Origin of the sequence: Clostridium sp. J1101437_171009_A5, assembly GCF_015547905.1 — a bacterium.
GTDB classification, from domain to species: Bacteria; Bacillota; Clostridia; order Oscillospirales; family Oscillospiraceae; genus Pseudoflavonifractor_A; species Pseudoflavonifractor_A gallinarum.
In genome coordinates this window covers 1-14,944 of the sequence record NZ_JADMVY010000012.1, presented here as the reverse complement: position 1 = coordinate 14,944, position 14,944 = coordinate 1, and the positions used below count along the sequence as shown (strand labels likewise).

Annotated in this window: 8 protein-coding genes and 1 pseudogene; 2 read left to right on the top strand and 7 right to left on the bottom strand. The window is 58.6% G+C overall.

Features of this window, described 5'->3' with window-relative positions:
• Positions 1-12: 12 nt before the first annotated feature.
• Positions 13-261, top strand: a complete 249-nt coding sequence (locus I2C21_RS14275; RefSeq protein WP_101691926.1) for a DUF2442 domain-containing protein — start codon at positions 13-15, stop codon at positions 259-261.
• 14 nt (positions 262-275) lie between these two features.
• Positions 276-9,521, top strand: a complete 9,246-nt coding sequence (locus I2C21_RS14270) for an S-layer homology domain-containing protein (protein WP_195279577.1) — start codon at positions 276-278, stop codon at positions 9,519-9,521.
• A gap of 189 nt (positions 9,522-9,710) precedes the next feature.
• Here I2C21_RS14270 and I2C21_RS14265 read toward each other — a convergent pair whose 3' ends face one another.
• The 7 genes and pseudogenes from I2C21_RS14265 to I2C21_RS14235 all read right to left on the bottom strand — a co-directional run.
• Positions 9,711-9,983 carry a hypothetical protein gene (locus tag I2C21_RS14265; RefSeq protein WP_162609013.1) on the bottom strand — a complete coding sequence of 91 codons (273 nt, stop codon included), beginning with the start codon at positions 9,981-9,983 and terminating at the stop codon, positions 9,711-9,713.
• 37 nt (positions 9,984-10,020) lie between these two features.
• Positions 10,021-10,521 carry a low molecular weight protein-tyrosine-phosphatase gene (locus I2C21_RS14260; protein ID WP_195279576.1) on the bottom strand — a complete coding sequence of 167 codons (501 nt, stop codon included), beginning with the start codon at positions 10,519-10,521 and terminating at the stop codon, positions 10,021-10,023.
• 88 nt (positions 10,522-10,609) lie between these two features.
• Positions 10,610-10,924, bottom strand: a pseudogene (locus I2C21_RS17845) (DUF1016 N-terminal domain-containing protein); the annotation flags it as partial.
• A gap of 166 nt (positions 10,925-11,090) precedes the next feature.
• Entirely contained in the window at positions 11,091-11,837 is a 747-nt protein-coding gene (locus tag I2C21_RS14250; RefSeq protein ID WP_195279575.1) for a metallophosphoesterase family protein, read from the bottom strand.
• 23 nt (positions 11,838-11,860) lie between these two features.
• Complete coding sequence (locus tag I2C21_RS14245; protein ID WP_195279574.1) at positions 11,861-13,486, bottom strand: recombinase family protein; 1,626 nt, start codon at positions 13,484-13,486, stop codon at positions 11,861-11,863.
• A 6-nt stretch (positions 13,487-13,492) separates the two neighbouring features.
• The gene (locus tag I2C21_RS14240) at positions 13,493-14,197 is read right to left on the bottom strand and encodes a recombinase family protein (protein WP_195279573.1); all 705 of its coding nucleotides are present in this window, start codon (positions 14,195-14,197) and stop codon (positions 13,493-13,495) included.
• 38 nt (positions 14,198-14,235) lie between these two features.
• On the bottom strand, positions 14,236-14,944 hold a 709-nt coding region (locus I2C21_RS14235), incomplete at its 5' end, for a recombinase zinc ribbon domain-containing protein (RefSeq protein ID WP_195279572.1).

Below are 14,944 nucleotides of genomic sequence, written 5' to 3'. Positions count from 1 at the left end.
GGAGGAGAGCTTATGGACGCCTCCGGCATCACTTTACAGGTACTTCCCAACTATCAGCTCAAGCTGAGTTTTCCCAACGGCAGCGAGGCGGTCATTGACATGAAGCAGCGGGTCCACGCCATCCGGTTTGGAAGGCTGTCGTCGCCGGAGCTGTTTAAAACCGCCCGGCTGGTGGACAGCGAGGTGGTCTGGGACAATGGGGCCTACTGCGTGCGTGCATCCATCAATGAGCTGCTGGATTCCATGCAGATGGACGGATAGAAGGAGGAATGTGTGTGAAGAAGAGAGTGTTGAGCCTGCTGCTGGCAGTCTGCATGACCCTGTCATTGCTGCCGGCCACGGCTTATGCCGCCGTAGGCGGCTTGTTGGGCAATCCGCCGGAACGGAATGAAAGCCTGCTCCAGCAGCTGGAGCAGTTCACCGGCGAGAGCTATGAGGAGGTCTATGACCTGCTCGACACCCTGGGTCTCCTGGACGAGGACGGCAATCTGGTCACCGACCGGACCATCGACCTGGACGGGGAGACCTATACCCTGGAGGAGATGGAGGCCCTGCTCAGCGATCCGGCCACCGATCTCACCCAGGTGGCCGAGGTGGACGGGGTGCCCATCGCCCTGAAGGACCTCAAGACCATCATCGCCATCGAGCGGCAGCTGCAGTATCTGCAGGAGAAGTATTTTACTGGGGCCACCTTCGAGGGGGAGACCCTGGAGAATCTCAACAGCCTGCTGGAGCAGCTCCAGGGCGAGGGCATGACCCTGACGGCCAACCGCGATCAGGTCGTCTTTGACACCAGCAACGTGCAGGTGAAGGACGACACCTATTACATCAGCACCCCCGACGTGACCATCCCGCAGGGCACCACCCTCTCGATCAAATTCAAGGTGGATTTTTCCAATGTGCTCAAGGCCATGGGATTCTGGGGCGAAGAGTCTGTGAGCAATATGTTTAACCGTGGGCTTGCCGTCTACCTGTCCGATCAGACCAGCAACCGTTATTCTCTGGGGAACAACAGCGGTGAAATCATTTACTTTTTTACCCCAGAGGAAATGTCACAGGTGGACGGAACAGAGTACACACTGACGACAGATGCATTCAGGAATGATTACACCGGGCCGCTGTATCTCTGCATTAGTGCGCCTGGGATCTCGGATTATGCGACAACATGGAAAAATTATCTTTCATTTGGTGAGATTTCCTTCGGGGATATCTGGCAGAATGTGTCCTTCTATGACGCCCAGGGCTTCTTCTTCCAGAACGGGAGCGGCCTGAGCGACTGCTGGAACGGCTACTTTTCCATCTCCAATCCGTTGCCGGCCATGCCAGGCTCTGCAAGCGCCTCCCAAGAGATGACCTCTTCTAACAAGATCGATTACGAGCTCGTTAGCCAAATAGGGTTTTCGCTGGCGTTGAGCACCGATCTCGAGGCACTGGAGCAGACGCTGACTTATCTCCAGCAGTGCCTTGACACGCTCGACTCCGACAGCGCGATACGCACCCACGTCACCGCCACCATCAAGCAGGAGAACACCGATGATTACCAAAATATCACCGGGGAACAGCACCGCACGCTGATCGTGCCGCTGAGCGTCCTTCTCGGCGCGAACCCCTACATCGACGCAAACAGTGTCAACGGTTTTCCGCTCAGCCTCCCCTCTGGCAGGGGGACGGCGGACATCTCCTACAATATCATCTCCACAACGATGTCCTCTTACCCCGCGGTCTATCCCCTGAATTTTCTTCTGAAATTAAGTATCTGCAAGGATGACACGGTACAATGGGATCAGATCAGCGACGGCGACTTTGACGAAACCTACGTTTACTATGTAAACGGCTATACCGCCACTACCACCAAGTCCAGTTTTGAACTGGTAAATGACGGCGAGGCCCCCATCCTCACCGTCTCCGCACCGCAGGGTACCTACCGGAGCGGCGATGTGATTCCCATTACCATTACTGCCGATGAGTTCATTCAGGCCACGAATGATACCCAAATCACCATCAACAATACTCCGTACACGCTGGAAGATCTCCACGGCTCCACCAGCGGCAAGTACATCACCTTCTTCTATGAGGTCAAGGAAATGGATGATGGTGTCCTTACCGTGGGCGTGGCCTCTAACTCCGGCATCACAGACTACTGGGGCAACGAGGCCAAAGAGGTGAATAACGTTACCGTCTCCGGCGTGACCCTGGATACCCCCATTCTGAAGAATGCCGTGGAGAACCTGGATGTCACCTATGATGAGAGCGGCAAGGCGCTGAATTTCGCCATCTCGGCCAAGCAGGGCGAATATCAGCAGATGTACAGCGAATATCTGACCGATCCCACCGGCCTGATGCGGCTGCTCGTCAGCGTGAACGGCGCCCCGGATCAGGAGCATACGGTTACCATGGAGGAGGGGGCCAATGACTCCTACACCTTCACCGCAAAGCCGTACCCCCTCACGCCCACAACGGTGGACCAGAACGTCACCGTCCAGCTCCAGGTAAAGAACGGAGAGAGCTGGGAGACCGTGCCCTGGGAGACAAAATCGGTCACCATCGCCAGGCGTGTGGATGTGGCCGATGTGGTCATCAGTGTGGTCGGCGCTGGGCCGGACTACAACTACACGATTGCCCTCAGCGACGAAGCCATCCCCAAGCTCCAGGCGCAGACCAGCCCGGAGGGGGCGGCCACCAGCGGCACCTGGCACAGCACAGACGAAACCGTTGCCACCATTACCAAGGAGGGCCAGATCGAGCTCCAGTCCAAAACCGGCAAAGTGAGCTTCTACTACGTGGCCGACAACGGTACGCCGGAGGATACAAAGGATGATAAGGAATCCAATCATTTGGAGTTTACCATCACCGCCGGCGACAAGCTGTATCTGGGCATCCCCCAGTATGCCCAGGAGTCCCTGCTCCAGAGCGGCAGCAGCGCCACGGTGAAGTGGAACACCAATGTCTTTGACCTCTATCCGGGACAGGATATCACCTTCACCGTCAAGCTCTTTGCGGGCACGCAGGCCACCGGCGAGCCCAGCAAGAGCTATGAGGTGAAGAGTACGGCCGGGGGAGAGCGGATCACCTCCTGTACTATCCCGGCCACAGACCTGCCGGTGACTTATCCCCAGAGCCAGTACACCGTGGAGGTCGGGATGGAGAGCCCCGAGAAACGCGCGGCCACCTCGTCCATTACGGTGCTCTCCCCGCCCACCCAGCTGCGCATCACCTCGGACAAGACCGACCTCACCGATGAAGAGACCGCCGCGCTCACCTGCACCATCTCGGGCAATCCGGATGCAAAGGGCACCCTGTCCGCCGCCCGTATGGCGGACGGTGCGTCGACGGCGGAAGAGGTCACCAGCCAGTGCCTGTCCGCCACATCGGTAGACGGGGGCAGCGGTACGGTGCGCTTTACACCGGCAGCGGTGGGCAGTGGCCTCTACGACACCTACACCATCACCTTTACCGAAAATGAGACCGGCAGCCCGAACTTTGCCCCCAGCTCCGACTCCATCGTGCTGCGGGTCTACCGCTCCGGCGCGCTGGAGATCCAGCCGGAAGGCCCGATCACCATGGATAACACCTCCAAGGTGAGCGGCAGCCTTCCCACGGACAGCAAAAGCATTCTGGAGCTGCGCCAGGAGCTGGGCCTCATCGAGTACGTGAGCATCAACGCGGATGCCTACAACTGGAGCAGCTTCCGGGACGGCATCCGGTGGGTCTCGGACCACCCGGAGGCCGTGGGCATCTACTACCGCCAGGGCGGTCTGTGGGACAACATTGCGGATCTGAGCTACGAGACCTATCTGCCCCGGACGCAGATGGCGCTCTCCGCCACCACGGACGGCTCCGCCACCATCACGGCCACCCACGCGGCCACCGGCATGAGCGACAGTGTGACCGTGAATGTGAACACCCTGCGGGACAAGTTCTACCTCTTCCAGGTCACGCCCGCGGTGACCACGGAGGTCACCTACACCAACGGCGCGGGCGAGAGCAAGACGGTCCAAACCAATGCGGACGGCCTTCTGGCCCTCTATGAGCCCAGCGGCATCCAGAGCGACGTGTATTTCCGCTCGGGCAGCGAGAAGGAGCCCAATCTGGGCACCATTCTCAACAGCGCTCTCTCCAGCGGGGAGCGGGACGCGGCCAAGCTGCAGCTCTATCCCCTGAACACCGTCACCCTCCGTCCCGCCGCCAAGGCGGAGCTGTACCTGGTGAACCCTGACGGCACACCCTTTGCCAACGAGACCGTCACCCTCCGGGGCGGCGTGTACCTGGGCGGCTACTACTGTGAAAGCGCCCAGATGGGACCCACCTCCGGCAGCCTGATCTCTGGGGCCACCGACGGCAAGTACACCACCGATCAAGACGGCAAGCTGACGGTGTATATGGACGCCACCCAGTTTGCGGCCGATGGCTATACCGGACAGCTGACCAACGCTGCGCTGGACTACTGGTTCGAGCTCAGTGACCTGGACAATAACAAATATTATCCCACTCTGGTGAACATCCAGGGCAGCATGTCCGCCGACCGCATCCTGCGCACCGGCAGTGCGGTGGTCACCCTGGAGGAGGTTCCCCAGGGCCAGGAGGAGCAGCCCTTCCTCACCGCCCAGACCATGGCCTACGGCAAGGAGAGCGGAACCGATCTGCAAATCCGGGATGTCATGGGCTCCACCGGCCGAGTGGGTCCCAACAGTACCTACAAGTATGCCGAGCTCACCAGCCGCTTTATGCTCTGGGGCGTGGAGGCGGAAAATGGCAAGGCCACGGTCTCCATGACCGGGGAAAACGGATTTGTACCCGAGGGACAGACCGTGGAGGACAGCACCTTCCCCTTCTCCTCCATCCCCATCGTCACCAACACCATGGTCCTGACCAAGAAGACCATGACGGAGTCCGGCTGGCTCAAGCCCGAGACGGCCGCCAAGCTCCGGGCCTGTGTGTACCAGAATGACCAGCTGCTCAAGGATGTGTCCATGCCCTTCCAGGTCATTGACCTGACCGATGTGAAGCTGGTCAACGAGGACGCCAAGGCGGTGGTGCTGGATATGCAGGGCAGCTTCCAGAACGGCCTGAACAGCAACAGCAGCCGCTTCACCTTTGGCAACAGCTCCATCAGCAGCGCCTTTAACGGGGATATCGCCTCGATGCTGCGCTCTGTGGCCAATTCCAGCAACCCCCTGTTCAAAGTACTCATCACCCCCACGGAGGACAGCACGGTCTTCAATGTGCTCATCTGGGGCGGCTATGACAGCCTGGAACTGGAGGACTTCGACTACGACCAGGACGGCCTGTCCATGAACTATGAGCTGCTGGACACCGAGCGGCAGGTGGGTGTGCCCAGCGTGGGCGACCTCAGCGATATGGCCCAGGGCAACTACCACCCCAGACAGGACCTGAGACAGAACTATCTGAAGACCACCAACTCCGGCCTGGACTTTGGCGCGCAGCTGACCGGCTGCTACGAGGGCCAGTTCTACTACGACACCGACCAGCACGCGTGGGCCTTCCGTGTGGTGAGCGGCGGCTTTACCGCTGGTGCGGGCGTGGGCTTTGAGGCCAACGTGAACTTCTTTGCCGGTCCGATCCCCATCACCGCCTCCTTCGGCGCGGGTCTGTCCCTCCAGCTGGACTACAAGGCCGCCACGGTCTACACCGACCAGGTGAAGGATACCTCCGGCTGGAGCGAAGAGGCCAAGGCCTCCGACTCCGTCAACGATTTCCTCACCACCCTGCGCATCAACGGCTATATCAGCGCCTTTGGCGGCGTGGGCTTTGATTACAGCATCGTGGCGCTGAAAATCGGCCTGTTCGGCAAGCTCACCGGCGACTCCACCAACCAGTTCCTCTCCCGGACCTATCTGACCAGCGGCCAGCAGCGCAACGGACAGGCCCTCGGCGTGGAAGGCGAGGTGGGCCTCAAAGTGGTGGTCAAGCTGCTCTTCATCTCCTATGACGGAGCGCTGGTCTCCGGCAAGGTCAATTACAACGAAAAATTCGGCGACTATCAGTACATCAACGACTACTGGAGCGGAAACGGCACCAGCACCACGTCTCTGGCGGGTACGCCCACCCTGCTCAGCCGCAGCTACCTGGAGGCCTACGCCAATGGGGAGCGCGCCTGGAATACCCCCGGCTTTGACAGCGATGCTACCGTGGTGCAGAGCGACGCCAACCCCGGCTCCGAGCCGGTGGTGAATGACGACGGCAGCCTCTCGGCCTACATCAGCGACGGCAACAGCGAGGACTTCTATGCCAGCCGCATCCGGGCCGGCAAGGTGGGCGATGAGGGCGCGGTCATCGACGACGACGGGGACGACACCAACAACGGCTTCGGCGACCTGTCCCCCTCGCTCTCCGGCACCAGCGGCTTTACCGTGGCCGCCTGGTCCCGTCTGAGCACCAATCTGGACAAAAACGCCGGCGATCCCATTTCCCCCGATGAGCAGAAGCAGCTGCTCAACAGCACCGAGATTATGGTGGCTGCTACCTCCGACGGCGGAAGCAGCTGGACCACCAAGCAGCTCACCGACAACGCCTCCCCCGACCTGGCGCCGGTGACGGCGGTGGGCGGCAGCCATGCTGTGGTCTTCTGGCGGAGCGTCTATGCCTCGGATGCAAATGATCTGACTTCTTTCGACACCAGAGACAGCATCTGCTTCAGCATCTATGACGGAAACGGCTGGAGCGACGCCAAGATGGCCTACAACGGGTCCCAGGGCGGCGTGGTCGGCCTGAAAACCGCCATGCTGGAGAACGGGACCTCCATCGTGGTCTTTACCCTGGATCGCGGGTCCAGTGACCCGGAGAATCAACCCATGGAGGGCTACGAGCTGGCCTACCGTGTGGTGGAGAAGGACGGCACCCTGGGCGATCTGGTGGTGCTCACCAACGATAAGGAGACCGACGCCAATCCCCAGGTGGCGGCGGCGGATGGCTCCTTTGTCCTGGGCTGGTACAGCACGCAGGACGGCGGCGACATCCGTCTGCAGGCTGTGGGCGCCGATGGGCAGCTCTACAACGGCAGCAGTGAAAACGCCATCCCGGCCAGCGTCAAGGCCATCTCCCAGGAGGAGAATCTGAACATCAACTCCAATTTCCAGTTCGCAAAAGAGAGCGGCCAGAGTGTCCACGGCCTGACCCTGGTGTGGGCCGAGACGGCATCCAACGCCAAGGGCGAGGCCGACCACAGCGTCCTCTATGGCACCCAGCTGTGCAAGAGCGGGGGAGAGGTGTATCTCTCCACGCCTCAGCCTCTGGTCACCCTGCCCAGCCGTACCCTGTCCAACTCCTTCAGCGCCTGGAAGGACAGCGACGGCAAGATCAGCGCCTACATCTTCGGCACTCAGTACAGTGAGTCGGCAACGGAAAACGTGGCCGGATATGCGGTGCCCGCCGACACCGATCAGCTGCTCACCGGCGGCGGCAGCCTGACGGCGGAGGCCGTGTCGGTGGACGCCATCTCGGTGGACTATGCAAATCTGCAGGTAAACGCCTTCACTCCGGTCGGGTTCACCCTTCGCAACACCGGCACCACCCCGCTTACCGGCCTGAAGGCGGAGGTGGGCGGATATGCCTCCGATGCCGTTGCCCTGAACCCCGGCGAGAGCGCCAGCGTGACGGTGCTGTACAAGACGGGCGCCGCCATCGCCAATCCCACCTATACCATCACTGCCGACGGCAGCGGACCGCTTGCCGGCGACACCCTCCACCTGGACTACAACGACGTGGGGATCTCCTCTATGGAGGTGGTCCGTGAGCATGAGGGCAAGCGCACCGTCCAGGTGACCCTGTACAACGATTCCGCAGCCCTGCTGGAGAACACGGGGCGCACGGTGGAGCTGAGCCTCTACACCGATTCCGAGTACACCAGCGCCGCTGCGGTCACCCTGGAGGGCAGCCAGGACGGCGTATCCGTATCCGGCAACACGGTCACCCTCCGCGGCGACGCCCTGCGGCGCATGGACCAGGGCAGCATGACCTTCCAGTTCACCTATGATCTGAAGGATTATGTGTGCAACACCTTGCAGCAGGAGGAGGTCCCCGCCAGCGGCGTGTACCTCTACGCCAAGGCGGAAGTGAAGGAAAACAGCCAGACCATGGCGGAGTATGCCACCGGCAATAACACCTCCGCGGTCCTGCTCACCGGCGCATATGCCCGCACCGGGGAAAAGACCACGCGGAACGTGACGCAGACCAATACCGACGTCACCACCGCTGTGGTGGAGCTGAAGAACAATTCGCTCCAGGATCAGACCACCGCGACTCTGGTGGCCTCCCTGCTGGACGAGGACGGCCAGGTGCTGGAGACCAAGACCACCGACATCCGCGGAACGCTGCTTGGCGAGACCGTGCAGACCAGCACGATCCCGTTCACCCGTCTGGGCAGCCGCGTGGTGGTCCACGCCGCGGCGGCGGGCGAGGACAGCCTCACCTTTGAGGGGCTGCCTGTGACCCGAGATGACTTCAAACCGGACGAAAACGGGGTGCTCACCTATGCCATCTCCGGGATCTCCGACTATGGTACCCTGGTCACCGCCATCTCCGGCAGCGGGGAGAAGGTCACCATCAACGGTACGGAATTCACCGGCAGCGGCAGCCAGTACATCCCTATTGGCGCAGGAGAAACGGTCATCACCGTGCATATCGGCAGCACCGCCTATGCCCTGCACATCACCAGCACACACACCAGCGGCGGGGGTGGGGGAAATCCCAGCTATAAGATCACGGTGGAATCCGGCGACCACGGAACCGTGACTGCCAGCCGGAGCATGGCCACCGCGGGCACGGCCATCACACTGACCCCCGCGCCGGAGGAAGGCTACCGGCTCGCCAGTCTGACCGCCACCGATCCGACCGGAAAGACGATCCCTCTCAACGGCAAGGGGGATGGCACGTACACCTTTACCATGCCGGCCGGTGCCGTTACCGTGAAGGCCTCTTTTGCGGAGATGACCTCGGACGGACTGCCCTTTGTGGATGTGCCCGCAGGGTCCTGGTATGAAGAGGGGGTACGCTATGTCTACGAGCATGGCCTGATGGCGGGCACCAGTGCCACCACCTTCAGCCCCGAGGTAACCACCTCGCGCAGCATGATTGCCACCATTCTGTGGAGAGTGGAAGGCAGTCCTGTGGTGAATTATGCCATGACATTCGATGATGTGGACCAGGGCTCCTGGTATGGCGAGGCGGTCCGATGGGCCGCCAGCGAGGGGATCGTCGCCGGATACGGAGACAACAAATTTGGTCCGGACGATCCGATCACCCGCGAGCAGATGGCCGCTATGCTGTATCGCTACGCGCAGTATAAGGGCTATGATGTGAGCGTGGGAGAGAGCACCAATCTCCTCTCCTATGCGGACGTTGCGGAGCTGGGTGAGTATGCCGTTCCCGCGATGCAGTGGGCGGTTGGTTCCGGCATCATCAACGGGACCGGGAAAGCGATGCTCAGTCCCCGGGGCAGCGCGACCCGCGCCCAGGTCGCGGTGATGCTCAAGCAGTTCTGTGAGAAATACGTGACCTGGTAACACGGAGGGATCCGATCCCGTTACCTGCGAAAACAAGGCGCGGACAGCCAGCTGGCTGTCCGCGCCTTATTAGTTAGACAATAAAAAATCGCCGCAGTAAAAACTGCGGCGATTTCCATATATGGAACATCGCAACACTATAGATGCCATAGCCTTCGTCCATTCGCAAGCGTCCGGTATATAATTTTTTTAATCCCTGGGAGACAGTTCTCCGCTATGAGCCTCCAGAGCTTCGATGCGGTGATCCTGTATCAAGATTTCCATCTGGCTGATGGCGATGGCGTTGGGATTTGCCAGCCGCTCGGCCTGACTCCTAAACGCATCGAATTCGACACAGTTAAAAGACGGGTTGTATAGAGATTTCCAAACACCCAGGAACTCAATCGTATTCCGGTTCCACAGCCAGTTTTGGATAATGTAGCGAGGATTGTCACTGTCCTTCAGCTTGGCGCTGTCAGTCAAGCTGATAAAGTCATCTCGCTCGAAGTTTTATTGTACACTAATTTCCGCTCCCTTGACAACCAGCTTGTCCACTCGTCCGAACCTCTTTGCTGATTATTTTTTGGAGCAATCCCCGGCAGCCTTCCTCCACATCCCGCCAGGTCGTGTCGAAATCGTCGGTGTACCACGGATCGGCTACCTCGCCGGGACGGTCGGTAAAGTCCATCAGCAGGTGCATCTTGTCGGCAAAATCGCCGCCGCAGATCCGGTACATACTCCGCAGGTTGGCTCGATCCATGCCAATCAGAAGATCGTACTTCTCGTAATCGCTGTTCAGGAGCTGACGGGCTCTCTTGCCGGAGCAATCGATGCCATGCTCGGACAGTTTGCGGCGGGCTGGCGGATATACCGGATTGCCGATCTCCTCGGTGCTGGTAGCTGCCGACTCGATTTGAATGCTCGGCTCCAGACCGGCTTTCTTCACCAGATCCTTCATAATGAACTCGGCCATCGGGCTTCTGCAAATGTTGCCGTGGCAGAGGAAAAGTATCTTGATCATGCGATGAACACTCCAAATTGCTGTTTTCCAATTCAGTATAGCACGGAACATCAGATTCGTCGAGTTGGATTTCCAGATGGGCGTCAGAATCGATTTTTCTCTGGAGTTCTGCCTTTGACCAGCCGAAACGACCAGCAGCACGAAGATACCAGCGCCGATCCTCCGGCTCCATGTCTGCTTCCAGGATGACTACATTCAGTGTCCAACTGATCTCCATGGCCAGCGTCAGTAATTCAGGGGTGTCCTTATACATCCGATAGAACTCCCGCATCCGGCGAAGGTTGCGCGGGGAGAAGCCGGAAGCATCGGGGAAACGGCTGTGCAGATATTCGGCTGCGGCCACTGCCGCGCCTTTCTCCGGCCGGGAAAAGACGATACGGCCCAGTTCGCAGCAGAGTTGCATCTGGGGCATCTCGGCGCTCAGCGCAGCCTCCAGAGCCGCAAACATGGCGGAATAATCGATGTTTTTGCGGATGTTCATAGCTTCTCCTTTCCGGCAGAATCTGCCTTATTCAGAAACAGGCCAAAGAGAAGCACAGGAGGTTCCTCCTGCGTTTCTCTTTGGCCTGTTACACCACTTGTACCATCTGCTCCCAGAGCAGGACGAAGCGGTCGTCGATGATTTTGTTGTCGTGGTAATGTCCGAACAGCCAGTAGTGGAACTTGACCCGTTCTTTGACTTCCTCCAAGAAGTCGGTCAGGTGGTCGTGAACATAGCCGCCATTTCCCAGTATGTCCACAATACTGCTGGGGGCACAGTGGGTGATCACATAGTCCACCTCATATTGAATGCGCTCCAGACTGTGCTGGGCTTCCTCATACTCCGTCTTACTGGGAAGCTCCTGCTTCCACCAGGATCGGTGGTTGACCCGGAAGCGGGCGTCCATTCTGCGAAGAGCCCAGTATTGTTCTTCAAAATCAGGCGCTTTGGGATTCAGAACGCCGTCCTCGATGTCATGGCTCCTGGCACCGCCCATGGTGAAGAAGGAGTATCCTTGCAGGTCAAAGACCTGCCCTCGCATCAGATGGATCACATGAGGCCGGATTCGCTGGATCTTTCCGCCGTTCCATTCCTCTGTCGGATATTTTCTCAGCAGGTCGAAGTTTTCATGGTTGCCGCTGATGAACAGCGTGGTAAAGGGCAGATCCTCCAGCCAGTCCAGATTGCGCCCCTCCTTCTTGCCCCCGTCCCATACGCCGCCAAAATCTCCGCAGATGATCATATAGTCTTCCTTGGTCATTCCAGCCTGCTCGGGGAAGTGTTCGGGTGCAAACCGCTGGAAGTTGCCATGGGTATCGCCGGTTGCACAGATCATTTCGGTTCACCTTCTTTTGCCTATTATATCATATCCTGCTCCACCTGAACGCCGCCGCGGAGGAACACCGTGATTTTCTCCGCTGAGTTGACTTTGACCGTATCCACCAGCTGTCGGATGAGAGCTTCATCCCATTCGCTGATGTGGGTGGATGCCTGAGCCATTGCAGCAGCGGCATCCTCAATGCGCCGCAGGGCCTGTGCGTTGCTCTGGCGCTGTTCCTCGATAAAGGCTCGCTTTTCTTTCAGTGCGGCAGCTTCATTCATAATGGCCCTCAGCTGGGCGGTGCAGGCGGTGGCATCCTCCGCTCGGGCGGCTTCTGCCACCAGCTCACGGGTCTGGTCGTTCAGCTCACCCAACCGCCTTTCAATATCGGCAAGGCTCATGCTCTCTCCTGGAACCGGAGCCAGCTCCATCTCCATGGCAGAGGTGATCTGTCGGATCAGCGTACTCTTTTGGCTCATGACGGAGTTGATTGCGGCGAGGATTGCCCTCTGGAGCGGTTCCTCGTCCAGCGTTGGTGAGTTGTGGCAGTACTTGGTGCCGTAGTCCAACCGGCTGACACAGCGCCACACGATGCGCTTCCTGCCTTGCTTGGACCAGGTGCAGCGGCGGTACAGGGTGCCGCATTCGCCGCAGACAAGACGCTCCGACAAGGCGTATTTGCTGGCATAGGATGTCATCCCGGTGGGGGCATTCTTTTTGGAAGGGCTTTTCCCGGCGCTGCGCCGCGCCATCTCTGCCTGTACTGCATCGAAGGTTTTGCGCTCCACGATGCCCTCATGATGATTCTGGACCAGATACATGGGGAGCTGCCCCGTGTTGCGGATGACCTTGCGGCTGATGCAGTCGCTGATGTAGGTCTTCTGGAGAAGGACATCTCCGCAATACTTCTCGTTGGTCAGGATGCTTCGGATCGCCGTGATCGTCCATTGGGAGCCTCCGGTCACATTTGGGATCTGCTCCGCTTCCAGCCTGTCTTTGATCATCCGAAGGCTGGCTCCGCTCAAATACTGGTCATAGATCGAGCGAACCACATCTGCTTGCTCCTGGATGATTTTCGGTTTGCCGTTCTCGCCTTTTTCATAGGCGTACAGCCGGTTATACTGTATGATTGTTTTTCCCTCGCGCATTGCCTGCCGCTTGCCCCAGCGGACATTGGCGCTGATGCTCTCGCTTTCCGCCTGAGCGAAGGCTCCAAGCATGGTGATGAGGATCTCACTGTCGGCTTCCAGTGTGTTGATGTTCTCCTTTTCGAAGATGACCGCAATGCCCAATTCCCGCAGGGCCCGGATGTAATTCAGGCAGTCCACCGTATTTCTGGCGAAGCGGGAGATGGATTTGGTCAGGACGATGTCGATCTTCTTCTGCTTGCACAGCCGGATCATCTTCAGGAATTCGGGCCGCTTCCGAGCCGATGTCCCTGTGATGCCCTCGTCTGCGAAGATCCCGGCCATGGTCCACTCCCGGTTGGTCATGATCTTGTCGGTGTAGTAGTTCTGCTGCGCCTCATAGCTGGTGAGCTGCTCCTCGTCATCAGTGGATACCCGGCAGTAGGCAGCCACGCGAAGCTGGCGCTGGATCGCCTGCCGGCTTGCGACCTCCGGCTTTGCGGGTATGGTGATGACTTTGGGCGGGCTTTCTCTCATGCTGTTTCACTCCTTCCCAATTACTTGACCGTTTTTCAGCTTGATATTCAGACTTCCATCGTTATGACAATGGATGGCGGACACGGAACTTTGAAGCAGTTCTGCATCCAACGCAGTCATGGGCTGACGCCCGGAAAACACTCTGCGCAGACGAACCGTTTCGTATTCGCGGGAGTCGACGGCGCTGTACTGAGCCGCAGCGATGGACAGGATCAACGCCTTTGCGGCATCCTCGTCGATTGGCTGACATTCCATCACCCTGTCCAGTTCACGCTGCAGGTTCAGTTCAGTGGATCGATCAGGCGGCGCTGTTGCCGGAAACCGGAGCTGTTCCGGCGATATGATCAGGCTGTTGAGCAGATCCAGCACCTGCCGCTCCATGCGCGCTGTCGATGGCCGCCCGCTGAAGCGGCGGAGGAGCTTCTGCGTGTCCGTTTTGGGAGCTGCCGTCTGTTTTGCGCTTCGCTTTTCCAGCGCTTTCTCCAGGGCTTCTCGATCAATGACCGGCGGATAGCCGCGCTCTCCCGTATAGCGGCTGTCTTCCAGAATTCGGGCAACCATGTTTTTGTTCCATAGTTTTCCCTCGTCATAGGGAATTGACTGTTCTCGAAGCTCCTCTACCAAGGTGTTGTAGGTGGCACCCGCAAGGTATTGTTGGAAGATGTACTCTACCAGTTTTGATTCCTGCGGATGGAGGGCAATTTCGCCCATAACCACCCTGTAGCCAAACGGCTGCTTCCGATTGCCCATCAGCGCACCGTCCTTTCTATGGTTTCGGCCAGCTCCAGCCCGTTTTTCAGGCGGAAGCGGATTCGCTCGTTGCTTTCCACAATGATTGTTTCAACGAGCTCACCGAACAGTTCTGCGTCAAAGCTGTCAAGGAAGTCCGGGCCATCATCCAGGATTTCCATCAGCTCTCTTGTTTGGGCGATGGTGTTGTCGCCATCGACGGCCAGAAGACGCTCCTTTTTCAGCTTTACACTGCGGAGCTGCTCGGTCAACTCATTGCTCTGGGATATAAAAATGTCAGGATCAATGAGGCCCTGTTGTTTCAGCATGGCCAACATTTGATTCTGACTGGTAAGATCGGATATTTGCTTGTTGAGTTCAATGACATCCAGGCTCCAGAGCATCCGGCGGTTGCGGATGGCTTGGAGCGAGGTGGTCATCTTCGTAAGGATCGGTTCGCCATGGTGCTTAAGATTATAATATAGCTGGAGAAAAGCCTCCATGATTTTGGCCTCTTGAATTTGCACCATACTGCATTCGTGATTACTTTGATTGTGCTTGCGGCATATCCAATAAGGAGTAGCGCTGCATACTTTCCTGCCAAAGTAGGTACCGCAATTTCCACATACAATTTTGTGAGTAAAAATGTGCTTGTGTTTGTCAAACGAAAATGTGAGCAAAAGGGCCCCAAAAAAGTGAGCACCTTCAGCACCAGATTTCATGTCGTGA

Coding starts and splice junctions, on each gene's coding strand:
- I2C21_RS14275 (WP_101691926.1), top strand. CDS start 13: ATGGACGCCTCCGGCATCACTTTACAGGTACTTCCCAACTATCAGCTC.
- I2C21_RS14250 (WP_195279575.1), bottom strand. CDS start 11,837: ATGATCTGTGCAACCGGCGATACCCATGGCAACTTCCAGCGGTTTGCA.
- I2C21_RS14260 (WP_195279576.1), bottom strand. CDS start 10,521: ATGATCAAGATACTTTTCCTCTGCCACGGCAACATTTGCAGAAGCCCG.
- I2C21_RS14240 (WP_195279573.1), bottom strand. CDS start 14,197: ATGGGCGAAATTGCCCTCCATCCGCAGGAATCAAAACTGGTAGAGTAC.
- I2C21_RS14245 (WP_195279574.1), bottom strand. CDS start 13,486: ATGAGAGAAAGCCCGCCCAAAGTCATCACCATACCCGCAAAGCCGGAG.